The 13,943-nt window shown below is 63.0% G+C and carries 10 protein-coding genes; 5 read left to right on the forward strand and 5 right to left on the reverse strand.

Annotated features, from left to right (window positions below):
* The first annotated feature begins 75 nt into the window (after positions 1–75).
* The 3 genes from clpA (at position 76) to LZ496_RS12320 (ending at position 6,697) form a co-directional block, all read left to right on the forward strand.
* Entirely contained in the window at positions 76–2,418 is a 2,343-nt protein-coding gene (clpA, locus tag LZ496_RS12305; RefSeq protein WP_249905018.1) for an ATP-dependent Clp protease ATP-binding subunit ClpA, read from the forward strand.
* Positions 2,419–2,909: 491 nt separating this feature from the next.
* Entirely contained in the window at positions 2,910–6,116 is a 3,207-nt protein-coding gene (locus tag LZ496_RS13980) for an autotransporter domain-containing protein (RefSeq protein ID WP_283938091.1), read from the forward strand.
* 152 nt (positions 6,117–6,268) lie between these two features.
* Positions 6,269–6,697 (forward strand): hypothetical protein, encoded by a 429-nt coding sequence (locus tag LZ496_RS12320; protein ID WP_249905019.1) that lies wholly within the window; start codon positions 6,269–6,271, stop codon positions 6,695–6,697.
* 10 nt (positions 6,698–6,707) lie between these two features.
* On the opposite strand, the gene LZ496_RS12325 is transcribed toward LZ496_RS12320, so the two are convergent.
* The 5 genes from LZ496_RS12325 to LZ496_RS12345 form a co-directional block, all read right to left on the reverse strand.
* Positions 6,708–7,484, reverse strand: coding sequence for a DUF899 domain-containing protein (locus tag LZ496_RS12325; RefSeq protein ID WP_249905020.1), 777 nt, complete (start codon positions 7,482–7,484; stop codon positions 6,708–6,710).
* Positions 7,485–7,605: 121 nt separating this feature from the next.
* Positions 7,606–8,154, reverse strand: a complete 549-nt coding sequence (locus tag LZ496_RS12330; protein WP_249905021.1) for an SRPBCC family protein — start codon at positions 8,152–8,154, stop codon at positions 7,606–7,608.
* On the reverse strand, positions 8,151–8,513 hold the full coding sequence (locus LZ496_RS12335; RefSeq protein ID WP_249905022.1) for an ArsR/SmtB family transcription factor: 363 nt from the start codon (positions 8,511–8,513) through the stop codon (positions 8,151–8,153). Before LZ496_RS12335 ends, LZ496_RS12330 begins: the two co-directional genes overlap by 4 nt.
* Before the next feature lie 64 nt (positions 8,514–8,577).
* Positions 8,578–9,528: a hypothetical protein gene (locus LZ496_RS12340; protein ID WP_249905023.1), complete on the reverse strand. Its 951-nt coding sequence runs from the start codon at positions 9,526–9,528 to the stop codon at positions 8,578–8,580.
* A 120-nt stretch (positions 9,529–9,648) separates the two neighbouring features.
* Positions 9,649–10,869, reverse strand: coding sequence for an NAD-dependent formate dehydrogenase (locus tag LZ496_RS12345; protein WP_249905024.1), 1,221 nt, complete (start codon positions 10,867–10,869; stop codon positions 9,649–9,651).
* Positions 10,870–11,047: 178 nt separating this feature from the next.
* On the opposite strand from LZ496_RS12345, the gene LZ496_RS12350 reads away from it, so the two are divergent.
* Both LZ496_RS12350 and LZ496_RS12355 read left to right on the forward strand, forming a co-directional pair.
* Complete coding sequence (locus LZ496_RS12350) at positions 11,048–13,126, forward strand: alpha/beta hydrolase family protein (protein ID WP_249905025.1); 2,079 nt, start codon at positions 11,048–11,050, stop codon at positions 13,124–13,126.
* 43 nt (positions 13,127–13,169) lie between these two features.
* Entirely contained in the window at positions 13,170–13,826 is a 657-nt protein-coding gene (locus LZ496_RS12355) for a hypothetical protein (RefSeq protein ID WP_249905026.1), read from the forward strand.
* Positions 13,827–13,943 lie beyond the last annotated feature (117 nt).

A 13,943-nucleotide genomic window follows, 5' to 3' on the forward strand; every position in this document is an offset into this window, starting at 1 on the left:
TTGATTGACTCGGCGAAGGGGCCAACATTGATGGTCGAGCCCGCCGGCTCCCCGGTGGGCATGGAGTGACCGTGAATGCCCAGTTTCGCCCGCGAACTTGAAACAACCCTGCATAATGCCCTCGGCGAGGCATCGAAGCGCCGCCACGAATATGCGACGCTGGAGCACCTGCTGATCGCGCTCATCGACGATAATCACGCCAGCCAGGTGATGACCGCCTGCGGCGTCAATCGCGACGATCTCAAGGCGACGGTAAAGCAATATCTCGACAGCGAGCTCGGGGCCCTGGTCGCGGACAGCGCGACCGACCCGACTCCGACAAGCGGTTTCCAGCGCGTCGTTCAGCGCGCCATTCTCCACGTGCAATCGTCGGGACGCGATGAGGTCACTGGTGCCAATGTGCTGGTTGCCCTGTTCAGCGAGCGCGAAAGCTATGCCGTCTACTTCCTGCAACAGCAGGACATGAGCCGCCTCGATGCGGTGACCTACATCAGCCACGGAGTTGGCAAGGGCGAGGTGGCGTCCGAGCCTTCAGCGCCCCAAGGCACCGAAGAGAAGACCGAGAGCAAGAGCGACAAGAAGGAAAGCGCGCTCCAACAGTTCACGGTCAACCTCAACGACAAGGCACGATCGGGCAAGGTCGATCCGCTAATCGGCCGAATGCCGGAAGTGGACCGGACGGTTCAGATCCTCTGCCGCCGCTCCAAGAACAACCCGCTCTACGTCGGCGATCCCGGCGTGGGAAAAACCGCGATCGCCGAAGGCCTCGCCCGCAAGATCATCGAAGGCGACGTGCCCGATGTCCTCAAGGAAGCGGTTATCTATGCGCTCGACATGGGCGCGCTGCTGGCCGGCACCCGCTATCGCGGCGACTTCGAGGAACGGCTGAAATCGGTCGTTACCGAGCTCGAAAAGATGCCCAATGCGATCCTGTTCATCGACGAAATCCACACGGTGATCGGCGCAGGTGCGACCAGCGGCGGAGCGATGGACGCCTCCAACCTGCTGAAGCCGGCGCTTTCCTCGGGCGCGATCCGCTGCATTGGCTCGACCACCTATAAGGAATTCCGCAACCACTTCGAAAAGGACCGCGCCTTGCTGCGCCGGTTCCAGAAGATCGACGTCAACGAACCGACGGTCGAGGACACGATCAAGATCATCGCCGGCCTCCGCTCCTCGTTCGAGCAGCATCACGGCGTCCGTTACACGCCCGATGCGATCAAGAGCGCCGTCGAACTTAGCGCGCGCTACATCCATGACCGCAAGCTTCCCGACAAAGCGATCGACGTGATCGACGAGGTCGGCGCGATGCAGATGCTGGTGCCGCCCAGCCGCCGCAAGAAGACCATCACCGTCAAGGAAATCGAGGCGGTGGTGGCGACAATGGCCCGGATTCCGCCGAAGTCAGTCTCGACCGACGACAAGCGGGTTCTCGAGACGCTGGAAGCGGATCTGAAGCGCGTCGTGTTTGGCCAGGATATGGCGATCGAGAAGCTCGCTAGCGCCATTAAGCTCAGCCGCGCAGGCCTGCGCGATCCCGACAAGCCGATCGGCAACTACCTCTTCTCCGGCCCGACCGGTGTCGGCAAGACCGAGGTCGCGCGTCAGCTCGCCTCGATCATGGGCATTCCGCTCCAGCGGTTCGACATGTCCGAATATATGGAGCGCCACTCGGTCAGCCGCCTGATCGGCGCGCCTCCGGGATATGTCGGCTACGATCAGGGCGGCCTGTTGACCGACGCCGTCGACCAGCATCCGCATTCGGTCCTGCTGCTCGACGAGATCGAGAAGGCCCACCCGGACCTGTTCAACATCCTTCTGCAGGTGATGGACAACGGGAAGCTCACCGATCACCACGGCAAGACCGTCGATTTCCGCAACACCATCCTCATCATGACCACCAATGCCGGCGCTGCCGACATGGCGCGTGAGAGCATCGGCTTCGGCGCGATGTCCCGCGAGGATGCGCAGGAGGATGCGGTCAAGAAGATGTTTACGCCGGAATTCCGCAACCGGCTCGATGCGGTCGTGCCGTTCGCCTACCTGCCGCCAGCGGTGGTGGCTCGCGTCGTGGACAAGTTCGTACTCCAGCTGGAGCTGCAGCTTGCCGACCGCAATGTCCACATTGAGCTGGACGACGAGGCGCGCGAATGGCTCACCACACGCGGCTACGACAAGCTCTACGGAGCCCGTCCGATGCAGCGACTGGTGCAGGAGAAGATCAAGCAGCCGCTGGCGGAGGAATTGCTTTTCGGCAAGCTGGTCGACGGCGGCGAAGTCAAGGTCCACATCAAGGACGGCCAACCCGCCTTCGAGATCACGCCGGCCCCGCCAAAGGCGCCAAAGGGCAAGCCCGCAGCTGCGCCCAAGGCGAAGGCCAAGCGCAAGACAGGCGGAAAGGCGACGGCTGCCGAATAATCGCCAAGTCGGCCGGCAAAAGCTGAATCGGCCCGGCCGGGCCCAGGATCGATCTGAGCAGCGGCCAACGAACTCACCGGTTCGGCTGCATTTAGCCTCATCACGCCAGCAGAGGCCAGAGTTGGGCGGCCGTTGACGCCTGCCAGCGTCGCCGGCGTTGCCCGCCGCACAACTCGCCGCTGCGCAGCGGGCGTCTAAAGCTGCTAAACGCACTTGCCGATGGAGCTTCGCCCAACTCTTCGCCTTTGAGATATTCGCGAGGATCATGTCGCCACGCTCCACGCGTGCCGGCAGCCGCTGAAGAATGTGTGCGACGGCCGGAAAAATCGGGGTTTTCCCCTATTTTTTGATTCAATACTTTTCAGGAGTTGCTAATTTAAATCAGCAAGTCCAAAAATGGCACATTCCGGGGCCACGATTGTGTCCGGAGGCTTCCGGATTTTTGCGCCGCATCTTCTCGGGTGATGCGCGAGAACAGGGAGTAACAGGGAATGACCGTATCTTTCCGAACGCGCCTCTTGAGCGGCGCAGCCCTCACACTTGGTTTGACGATGGTCGCGGCCTCGCCGGCGGCGGCCTCGTGCACCGCGACGCCGGCGGCGACGCCTGTCACGGGCACGATTGTCTGCGGTACCACGAACACCACCGATACGACCTATGCCGGCGTCAGCCCGGATACGGATCGTCAGTGGAACGTCGATACGGCGGCGGGTAATGTCACCACCACGGTCAGCACCGGCGCGGTTGTTGACGGCTTCGGCATGGCGGTCACGAATACAGGTGCAGGCGGCAATACGCTGAGCTTCGTCAATGACGGATCGGTGCAGATCAATACGGGCAACACTGCCACTGCCGGCGGCAACGCAGCCGTTGACCTGTCGGCGGTCGGCGCGACCAATATCACCTATTCCGGCGCAGGTTCGATCACCAACCTGTCGACAACGGGTGCGGGCCTGTCACTCGATACGGCCGGGACCGGCAATCTGACGGCCACCGTCGGCGGCAATATTTCCATTGCCACCGCTGGCAGCTACGGCATTCTGGCCGTGAATTCAGGTACTGCCGGCAACGTCTCGGTTACGACGGCGACCGGAACCACCATTCGTTCGGCCGGAGGCGGCATTGGCGCTGGCGTTACCGGAGGCGGGTCGGGCTCGACCACAATCACGAATAACGCGGCGATCGGCAGCCCCACGGCCACGCCCAACACCCTCGTGATCGGCATTACCGGCACGACCAATGGTACGGGCACGCTTACTGTCGTCAACAATGGGGCGATTGGCAGCGCAACGGACCGGCTGACCAACAGCGGCATCCAGGTCACCCAGAATAATGCGGCAAATAGCTCGGCGGTCAGCCTGACCGGTAGCGGAGCCGTTTTCTCCGCATTGAACGGCATTACGGCCGTAAACGTTGGAACCGGCACGACAACCGTCAACTATACGGGCGCCGTCAACTCCACCGGCGCCAATGGCGTTGCCGTTACCGGCGGGACCGGCGCGACGTCCGTGACCCTCGGCAACGTGACTTCCGCGACCGACGCCGTCACCGTTACGTCGACGGGCGTACAGGCCATCACGCTTAACGGCGTGACCACGGGCACGGCCGGTTCGGGCCTTGTCTCGACCACCAGCGCGGCTGACCCGGTGCTTCCGGCTACGACGCCGTTGGCCCGGTCGATCACGATCGGCACGACCGGTAACGTCACGGGCGCGACGCAGGCCATCCTGCTCAACGGGACGGCTACGACGACTCTCGTCAACAACGGCACGATCGGCGCCTTGCCAACAGGCCTGGCGATCAACGATGCCGGTGGCGGCGCTTCCAGCATTACCAACGCCGGCACCATCAACGGCCGGATGACGCTTGGCGGCGGCGACGATACGCTGACCAACAACGGCACGATGAACCTCAACGGAGCGCTCGACTTTGGCGCGGGTGCCGACCGGTTCGTCAACTCGACGACAGGTATCCTGAACATACTTGGAAACAGCTCGTTCGTTGGCCTTGAAAACCTCGGAACGGGGACGACTCAAGCCAATAACGGCCGCATCAACATGGCCAGCGGCGTAACGCTGACCGGTCCGGCGGTGATCTTCACCAACGCCGGCACGATCGACACGGCCGGCCCTGCGACGTTGGCGGGCTTCACGGCCGTCATCAACTCGGGCACGATCGACCTGGCTCCGGGCGCCTTCACGGTTCCCGCCGGTTCCTTCGCCAACACGGGCACGATCCGTGCGGATGAGGGCGCATCGAGCATCACGGGGCAGACCAGCTTCGGCAACAGCGGCGCAATCCGCCTAGACGATGGCGCCTCGGACGATGTCTTGACGATTGTCGGGCCTTATGTCGGTTCGGGCACTCCGTCACTTACGATCGACTATAGCGGCGTACTGGGCGATCGGCTGGTGACCGGCGCGATCAGCGGCACGGCAACTACGGTCAATGTCCTGGCGACGTCCGACATCATCTTCAATCCAGGCGGTGTACTGGTTGTCGATGGCACGGCGTCAACCGCCGGTGCGTTCACCCTTGGCACCACCAATCTCGGCCTGTTCGACTTCAACCTGACCCAGGTTGGCGCGGATTACTTCCTCGCCTCGACGCCGAATATTGCGGCGGTTGAAGTGGTGCGGCTTGGCGATCTAGCACGGGGGCTGTGGTATCAGTCGGCTGATATCTACAGCAACTATGCCGCCCTTCGCCGGACCGACCTTGGGGTCGAACGGACGAGCAACTGGGGCTTCTGGGGCCAGGTCTACTATAGCCAGGACAAGCTCGATGACGAAGATATCACCGTCTTCGACACCGACTATGAAATCGACCGGCTCAAAACCACCCACACTGGCATCCAGTTTGGCGTCGATTACCTGGTCAGCCCAAACTTCGTGGTCGGCCTCACCGCCGGCTGGGAGAAGTCCAAAGCCAATATCAGCAATTCGTCATCGGACTTTGATGCCGACGGCTGGAACATTGGCCTATACGGCATGTTCGGCGGAGCCATGGGCTTCTACGGCGACTTGCTCGTCAAGTGGGATACCGCGAAGGCCGACTTCGACAATGAGCTGTTCTTCGATGTCGACGAGCCTCGCCTGAAGAGCTTCGGCTTCCAGGGCCAGTTCGGGTATCGCTTCGGCGGATCGACGGTCTTCGACATCGGCGCAGGGATTGCGTTCGTGAACTCGAAGATCGACGACTTCGAAGTCGATGAGGTCGGTCTTGTCGGGTTCGACTTCGACAAGGTGAAGAGCACTCGCGGCAACCTTGGTGCCCGGGCGACCTTCGGGTCCGGCATGTGGGCGCCGTTTGTCGACGCCAGGGTCTTCCACGACTTCAGCGACGGGCCGTCGTTCGACCTGTTCGGTGGATCGTCCGTGGCCGAGGTCGAGGGTGACGGACCCGGCACCTGGTTCCGACTGGAAGCCGGCGTCGGCGCCGTCAACAGCTCAGGACCGCTTCTGGCCGTTTGGGGTGACTTCGGCGATCTCAAGGGCTGGGGCGTGAAGGCCGGATGGCGATTTGGTGGCGAACCGGTGGTTGAGGCTCCTCCGCCTCCGCCTCCTCCTCCGCCGCCGCCGCCGCCGGCAACACAGACCTGCCCGGACGGATCGGTGATCCTGGCGACGGATACTTGCCCGCCGCCGCCTCCCCCGCCGCCGCCGCCGCCGCCGCCGCCGGAGCCGGAACGCGGCTAGGGCAGACGCAATTCGGTCCCAGCGCCGATACGCGCATGAAATTGGCGGCCCCTCCTATGGGTGGGGCCGTCAATTTCATGTGCAGCTTCTGAAATGACCGTTTATGGATTTCGCGAGAGCCCCATGCGATGAAGACTTGAAGGGGGCTTTCCATGACCGACGACCTTGCCGCCGCGAACGTCAATCGATCCTATCAGCTGGCCGCGTCCTGCATCGCGATCTTCACCTTCCTGCTTTTCTTCCTCTACCCGAAGTTCCTCAGCGGCGAAGTCAATGCATGGCTGTTCCAGGCCGCACTGATCGTGATGGGCGTAGCGACTTTCTCCTTCGCATTTGCCTCATTTCATTATTACGGCGTGTCGCTGGGCGGCCGCATCGACGACGCCACCCGATCGCAATATGCCCGCCGCGCTGACCGTTTCTGGCTTCTCGGCTGTATCTTTCTCTTCCTGACGCCGTGCGTGGTGCTGTTCACGGTCGGCCTGCTTGCCGTTGCGTCCGCCTGGTTCGCGCTTTGGCTGCTCTACCTGCTGTTCGCGTTCCGTATCTTCCCCCGCATCCAGGCCGGGAGGACGGACTGAATCTGGCGAGCTACAGGCTATCGCGAAACGCCGCCTCTCCGGCATCCGACACTTCGACCCACTTCTTGTCGGGAACCGCGCCCTCGACATAGCTATCGTGCCACTTCCACCATTTGTAGGTTGGGGTCTGCGGATAGCCCTCCGGCGAATTTTCCCATTCCTCCTGGCGGCCGAGCGGTGTGATATCGAGGTAATTCCACGTCCCGCCCATCTGCTCGTCGCCGCGGCTGTTGACGAAATAGGTGCGGTAGATGCGGCTTCCGTCGCGGATAAAGACGTTGTGGCCGTGCCATTCGTCGACGCCGAAGTCCTTGTCGAAACCATCCGTGACCGTGAACCAGGGAATATGCCCCCAGCCCATCCGCGCCTGCAGCCGGGCGATGTCGGCCTGCGGCGCACGCGAGACGAAGACCAGGGTCGTGTCGCGCGCATTGAGATGCGCGAGATGGGCAACCTGGTCGGCAACCATGGAACAACCCGGGCAGGCGTGGTCGGGCCAGCCGAAGACCCCGTCCTCATGGAAGGCGCGGTAGACGATCAGCTGCCGACGCCCCCCGAACAGGTCCAGCAGGCTGGCCTTTCCTTCGGGCCCGTCGAACGCATAATCCTTCTCGACCGCCAGCCAGGGCATCCGCCGCCGTTCCGCCGCCAGCGCATCGCGGGCGCGTGTTGCCGCCTTTTCCTTCACCAGCAGCTGCTGCCACGCCTCGTCCCACTCCGCGCGACTAACGACCGGCGGATGTGAATCGGGTAACTCGGAACGCGTCTCGGTCTGTTGGTCACTCACCGTCTTCATCCTTCTGTTTGCGGCGCTTCAACGCCAGGATCAGCCCGGCAATCGCGCCGCCGCCGTTTCCAGTGCCGAGTGCAATCCAGCCCATCGTCGAAAGGCACATCGGGCACATGGCTCAGGCCCCGAAATCGGCGGGCAGGCGCTCGCCATATTCGCCGCGAAGCTCCTGCCAGCGCGGCCAGAAAGGCTTGGGCTCCCGTTCGAATGCCAGATTTTCCAGCACGTCGAGGTGCGCATGCCACCCGGCCGAATGCCCGATGAGCGCGGACCGGGTCTGGAAGCCGGCATGGGTCACGGTCAGCAGGACGCCTTCGCCGATCGGCTCAAGCTCGAAGGTGACGTTGCCGGTGTTGCTCCACGTAATGACCAGCTTTCGCGGTTCGTCGACCTCAACCACCTCGCTCGTCATGCTATGTTCCTCGGGAATATCGTCGGGCCGGCCGCCCGTCCTGACGGTGGCGAGCTCATCGTTGCGCCAGGTGAGCTCGAACGGAGCGCCCTCGACCAGTTCGATGTCGCCTGAGGCCATCCACAATTTGCGAAGCTCGCTGTCGACCAAATAGGCCCAGACCCGCTCGATCGGCCCTGGAAGCAAGCGCTGGATCTTCAGCGTATCGGGTCCGATCAGCGCGCCATAAGTGTCGATCTGCGTCAGCTCGCTCATTTCTTGCCTCCTTCGGTGGGGTTCGCCTGGCGCCCATCGTCCTGGCGGAGCAGCCGCTCGAGCTTGTCGAGGCGCTGGGACCAGAAGACAGCGTAGCGGGTCATCCATTCAAGCATCGGCTCAAGGCCCTGCGGATTGGCACGATAGAAAACCTTACGGCCTTCGGGCCGCTCGGCGACCAACCCGGCCTGTTTCAATGTCTTGAGATGCTGCGAAACCGCGCCCTGGCTGACGCCGCTACCTTCGGTGAGGTCGCCGACGGTAATTTCCCGGGCCGCGGCGACACGCTCGAACAGGCTACGGCGCGTCGGATCGGCCAACGCCCTAAGAACCGAGTCGAATTCTTTCGTCTCAAGCATGCCATCAAATTAGTATCGGCTAATGTATTAGTCAACGCTAATCTATCTGGCTGGAAGTGGGGCTTTACCAGAAGCGGCTGTAGGCGATTGCCGGTACGACCGACGAGGGTGAGCTAAGGCCCTTGGGACTGATCCAAACGCCGAGCAGCACACCGCTCGTATCGCTCCAGCTATATTCGACTGCCGGAGCAAAGCCGATGGAACGTCTCGCAGGAAGTGTTTGATCGATCGGCGACCCCGTGCCGTAGCGGCCCTTCAAACCGGTCTGGGCGGTGGATTCGCGGATGACGTCGAATGCCAGGACCCATTCTCGCGCCAGGCTATATTCGACCGCGGCGATCATCGTTGTTTTCGAACCTGGCTTGGCCCGACCGCGAAATCCCGGCTGGGTGCCATAGACGCTTCGGTCCGCGACGTCGGCGCCATGCGGAAATGACTTCAAGAAGTTGATCCTGCCGCGCAGCAGTCGGCCGTTCCTGAGCAGGAAATAGTGCTGCACATTGACCCCGACTTCCGTCGCAAAAGAGCCGGATCCGTGTCCATCCTCCCGCAAGCCGAGCTTATCATGCTTGCCGATCGGCAGCGATTCCTGGGCCACGATGGCGATCGTCGGAATCCGCTTCTCGGGCGTGAAACGAGTGAGGCGAAACTGGGTCAACAGTTTCAAGTCGCCAACGTTGAATTCGCGATTGGGCCTCCGGGTGCCAAACGCGAACTTCGGCTGGACGCCGACGGTGAACCTCTCCGCCAGTCCATATTGATAGAAACCGCTCGATCCCGGGTAGTGATTTCCCCCCGTGATGACATCGTAGAAGTAGGGTTCCGTGTAAAAATGCCCCGTCGGAAGCGTCTCGGCATTCGATGAAAGCAGGGAACCGGTCCAGCGCGCACCTTTCATCGCCGTTCGATAGCGCTCGGCCAACTCGGCATTGGCGCCTTCAAGTTCGGACGCAGACGCAGCAACGGGCATCACACTGGCAAACGCTGCCAGTGCGCCGAACAAGGCGGACTCCATTGGATACCCCTTCAGACCTCAATTCATTGGAGCGTGCTGCTAGCCGTCGGCGGATGCCGCAGCTTCCTGAAAAGACTCGTCAAACTTGGGCTACTCAACCTTCGTAACGGCGGCCCGTGTCTATTGGACGGGGATCGTTGGCTTCGACTTGAACCGTGCCGCTTCCTCGGACCCGCCGGTCGCATTGCCCTCGCTGTAGCTATGCGCTCCGGCGCCGGCCAAATGCCCGCCGTCGACGATCAGATATTCGTCGCGGATAGGCCGTCCTTCGAAGAAGCATTCCAATATTTCGCGGGTACCCGCGGCGTAACGCGCCTGCGCCGACAGCGTAGAACCGGAAATATGCGGAGTCATTCCGTGGTTCGGCATGTTGCGCCAAGGATGGTCGCGCGGCGCCGGCTGCGGGAACCAGACGTCGCCCGCATATCCTGCGAGCTGCCCGCTTTCGAGCGCATCCGCGACGGCGTTGCGATCGGCGATCTTCCCGCGCGCCGTATTCACCAGATAGGCGCCGCGCTTCATTCGCGCGATCATCGCCGCGTCGAACAAATTCTCCGTCTCAGGATGCAGCGGACAGTTGATCGTCACCACGTCGCAATGCGGAACCATGTCGGCCGCGCTCTCATGCCACGTCAGCCCAAGTTCCTGCTCGACCTCGGCAGGCAACCGGTGCCGGTCCGTGTAGTGCAGATGCACGTCGAACGGCTTCAATCGGCGCAACACGGCAGAGCCGATGCGCCCGGCCGCAACCGTACCGACATGCATTCCCTCGATATCGTAGGACCGCGCCGCGCAATCGGCGATGTTCCAGCCGCCGGCCTTCACCAGGTCCCACGACTGCAGATAGTTCCGCGCAAGGCCCAGGATCATCATCACCACATGCTCGGCAACGCTGATCGAATTGCAGTAGGTTACCTCGGCGACCGTGATCCCGCGATCGATCGCCGCCTGCAGGTCGACATGGTCCGATCCGATGCCCGCGGTGATCGCGAGCTTGAGGTTCTGCGCCTTGGCGATGCGCTCGGCGGTCAGATAGGCCGGCCAGAAAGGCTGCGAGATGACGACATCGGCGTCGACCAGCTCGCGCTCAAAATCCGAGTTCGGACCGTCCTTGTCTTCTGTGACAACCAGCTGGTGGCCGGCATCCTCCAGGAACTTGCGAAGCCCCAATTCTCCCCCGACGCTGCCCAGCAGCTGTCCGGGCTGGAAGTCGATCGCATGCGGTGTCGGCAAGGTCTGGCCGTCGGGATAGCGGTCGATATGCGGCAGATTGTCGCGCGGATAGCGGGTTGGATAGCCGTCGATCGGATCGTCGTAGAGGACGCATAGGACCTTCGCCATGAAATGCCTCTCCCTTCATCTGGGTGCGCATACTCGCGGCCATTTCCCGCCGCCTCGGCGAACCGCCACTTAGCACGAACGGCGCACCAAGCCATGATCCAATCCAGTTGCAGAACGGGACTTGTGCGATCCGTCATTTCTGCTTTGTTGCGGCGCAATTGTTCGGGAGGGATATTCGATGAAGCATTGGCGAGTAGCGCTGGCCGTCCTGGCGCTGGGAACTACTACCGCGGTGATCGCCGCGCCTTCGGATGCGCCCAATCCCATCTTCACCGGTGCGGACCTGTTCAACCTCTCTGCGGCCTCCGATCCGCAGATCAGCCCCGATGGCCGTTCGATCGCCTATGTCCGCCGCTCAAACGATGTGATGACCGACCGGGCTCGCTCGACCATCTGGCTGATCGATGTCGCGACCGGCGACGAGCGCCCGCTGGTTACCGGCACCGGAAGCCACTCCAGCCCGCGCTGGTCGCCCGACGGCAAGCGATTGGCCTATGTGTCGACGGCCGAAGGAGGCGCGTCGCAGCTCTATGTCCGCTGGATGGACAGCGGCCAGACCGCCCGAATTACCGGCCTCGCCGATAGCCCACAGGGCATCGCCTGGTCGCCTGACGGGCAGCGCATCGCCTACCTCATGAACGTGCCGGACGACGGTCCCAAGCTAGGTTCCGCCCCGGCCAAGCCCGAGGGCGCCGAATGGGCAAAGCCGCTCGAAGTGATCGACAAGGCCACCTACCGCGTCGATGGCGGCGGCTATCTGAAGCCGGGCTTCGACCATATCTTCGTCGTCGACGCGCTGGGCGGAGCGCCCCGCCAGCTGACCTTCGGCGCCTATCATGACGGCAATCCCGAATGGACCGCCGATGGTCGCGGGATCCTGTTCAGCGCTGTTCGCAAGGCCGATTGGGAGATGATTGCCAACGATAGCGAAGTCTATCGCCTTGAAGTCGCCAGCGGTGCCGTGACGGCGCTAACCGATCGTCGCGGCCCCGATGCCGCACCGGTGGCGTCTCCCGACGGCCGCCTGATCGCCTATGTCGGCTATGACGATCACAAGAAGGGCTTCGAACAGTCCGACCTCTATGTGATGAATTCGGACGGAAGTGCCCCGCGTAAGGTCGCAGCGGGCCTTGACCGGTCGATCGACCAGATGGAATGGGCGGCGGACGGCCGCTCGATCATCGCTTCCTACGAGGAAGAGGGCTCGGTCACCGTTTCGCGCATCGGCCTCAACGGCAGCGTTTCGCCGATCGTCCGCAATGTCGGCGGCGGCTCGCTCGATCGGCCCTATGCTGGCGGCAGCTTCAGCGTGTCGCGCGGCGGCACTCTCGCCTACACGACCGATAGCGCAACCCGCCCGGCCGACGTGTCGGTTTCATCGGGCGGCAAGGCCCGCCAGCTGACCCGCCTCAACGACCTCAGCCTGTCGGGCAAGTCGATGGCGCAGGTCCGCACGCTCGACGTCACCGCGCCCGACGGATCGCGCGTTCCATCCTGGATACTACTCCCGCCCGGCTATCGCGACGGCACCCGCGTGCCTGTGGTCCTCGAAATCCACGGCGGGCCTTACGCCTCCTACGGCCCGCACTTCTCGACCGATTACCAGCTCTACGCGGCGTCGGGTTACGCTGTGCTCTACACCAACCCGCGCGGCTCCACGGGCTACGGCCAGGCCTTCGCCGACGGCATCGAGAAGACCTACCCCGACAGCAACACGGCCGATCTGCTCGCCGCCGTCGACGCGGCAGTGGCAAGCGGCATCGCCGATCCGGAAAATCTGTTCGTGACGGGCGGTTCGGGCGGCGGCGTCCTCACCGCCTGGCTGGTCGGCAAGACCGATCGGTTCAAGGCGGCGGCTTCGCAAAAGCCGGTCATCAACTGGACCAGCATGGCGCTCACCGCCGACGGCATCCAGTTCTTCGGCCCCTATTGGATGGGCGGCCTGCCGTGGGAAAACCAGTCGTCCTACTGGGCCCGCTCGCCGCTCAGCCTGATCGGCAACGTCAAGACACCGACCCTGGTCGTGGTCGGCGCGGAGGATTACCGCACGCCCGTCAGCGAGTCTGAGCAGCTCTATTCGGCGCTGAAGCTGAAGGGCGTTCCGACGATGCTGGTGAAGGTCCCGAACGCCAGCCACGGCGGCATCGCGGCCCGCCCGTCGCAGTCGGCGGCCAAGGCGTCCGCCATCATCGCCTGGTTCGACAAATATCGGAAGCAGGCAGGCGCCGCGGAAACTACGGCTTCCTCGGGCAATTGATCCGCGGGTTTCGGACAAGGACCAATGCGGGATAAGTGACCCTATGCGAGTCGAAGGCGACTATAAGAAGGACGGTTACGCGACCATCAGGGGGCTGGTCCCCCCGGAGGTCGCGTCGAACCTGTTCAAGCAGCTGCAGGTCGACTTGGCCAATTCAGGAAAGTCGTTCGAGACCTTCGCCAAGCTGCACGACCTGTCGAAGCATCAGACATCGGACATTTCGGGTCACTTCTACCGGCCGCTGACCACCTTCCTGTGGGGCCTGACGCCGATCATCAGCGAGATCACGGGGGCGGATCTCCTGCCCAGCTATGACTTTTTCCGCATCTATCAGAAGGACGATATCTGCCGCGTCCATGCGGACCGCCCGTCATGCGAGCACAGCGTGTCGCTAACGCTCGCCTACAGCGACGGCGTGACCTGGCCGCTTGAGGTCGGGTCCGAACGGATCACGACCGTTGATCCTTGCGTCGAAAGCTTCGGCGACGAGCCTTATTCGTCGATCGAGATGCAGCCAGGCGACGCCGTCCTCTATCGCGGTATCGAACTGCGCCACGGGCGAACGATGCCCAATCCCAACCGCTGGTCCGCCCACCTCTTCCTCTTCTGGGTGGAACGCGACGGCGAATTCATGCAGCACGCCTTCGACGAGGAACGCCTCCGGTCGGAACTGAAACGCGTCGTCAATCTGGACGTCTGAGGAACGCCCGCCCCGCTAGGCAGTTCTCGCTGCGTCGGAGGGGTTACCACGTGGCGGCGGCTCCGTTCGACGAACGGCGGTTGCGTGGCTTGACGCGCGGCAATTCGCGCGACCAAG

This window comes from Sphingomonas caseinilytica (assembly GCF_023516455.1).
In the GTDB taxonomy this organism is placed as follows: Bacteria; Pseudomonadota; Alphaproteobacteria; order Sphingomonadales; family Sphingomonadaceae; genus Sphingomicrobium; species Sphingomicrobium caseinilyticum.

Excerpts from the sequence above, each read along its gene's own strand:
- clpA (WP_249905018.1), top strand. The coding sequence starts at position 76 with ATGCCCAGTTTCGCCCGCGAACTTGAAACAACCCTGCATAATGCCCTC.
- LZ496_RS13980 (WP_283938091.1), top strand. The coding sequence starts at position 2,910 with ATGACCGTATCTTTCCGAACGCGCCTCTTGAGCGGCGCAGCCCTCACA.
- LZ496_RS12320 (WP_249905019.1), top strand. The coding sequence starts at position 6,269 with ATGACCGACGACCTTGCCGCCGCGAACGTCAATCGATCCTATCAGCTG.
- LZ496_RS12330 (WP_249905021.1), bottom strand. The coding sequence starts at position 8,154 with ATGAGCGAGCTGACGCAGATCGACACTTATGGCGCGCTGATCGGACCC.
- LZ496_RS12335 (WP_249905022.1), bottom strand. The coding sequence starts at position 8,513 with ATGCTTGAGACGAAAGAATTCGACTCGGTTCTTAGGGCGTTGGCCGAT.
- LZ496_RS12340 (WP_249905023.1), bottom strand. The coding sequence starts at position 9,528 with ATGGAGTCCGCCTTGTTCGGCGCACTGGCAGCGTTTGCCAGTGTGATG.
- LZ496_RS12345 (WP_249905024.1), bottom strand. The coding sequence starts at position 10,869 with ATGGCGAAGGTCCTATGCGTCCTCTACGACGATCCGATCGACGGCTAT.
- LZ496_RS12350 (WP_249905025.1), top strand. The coding sequence starts at position 11,048 with ATGAAGCATTGGCGAGTAGCGCTGGCCGTCCTGGCGCTGGGAACTACT.
- LZ496_RS12355 (WP_249905026.1), top strand. The coding sequence starts at position 13,170 with ATGCGAGTCGAAGGCGACTATAAGAAGGACGGTTACGCGACCATCAGG.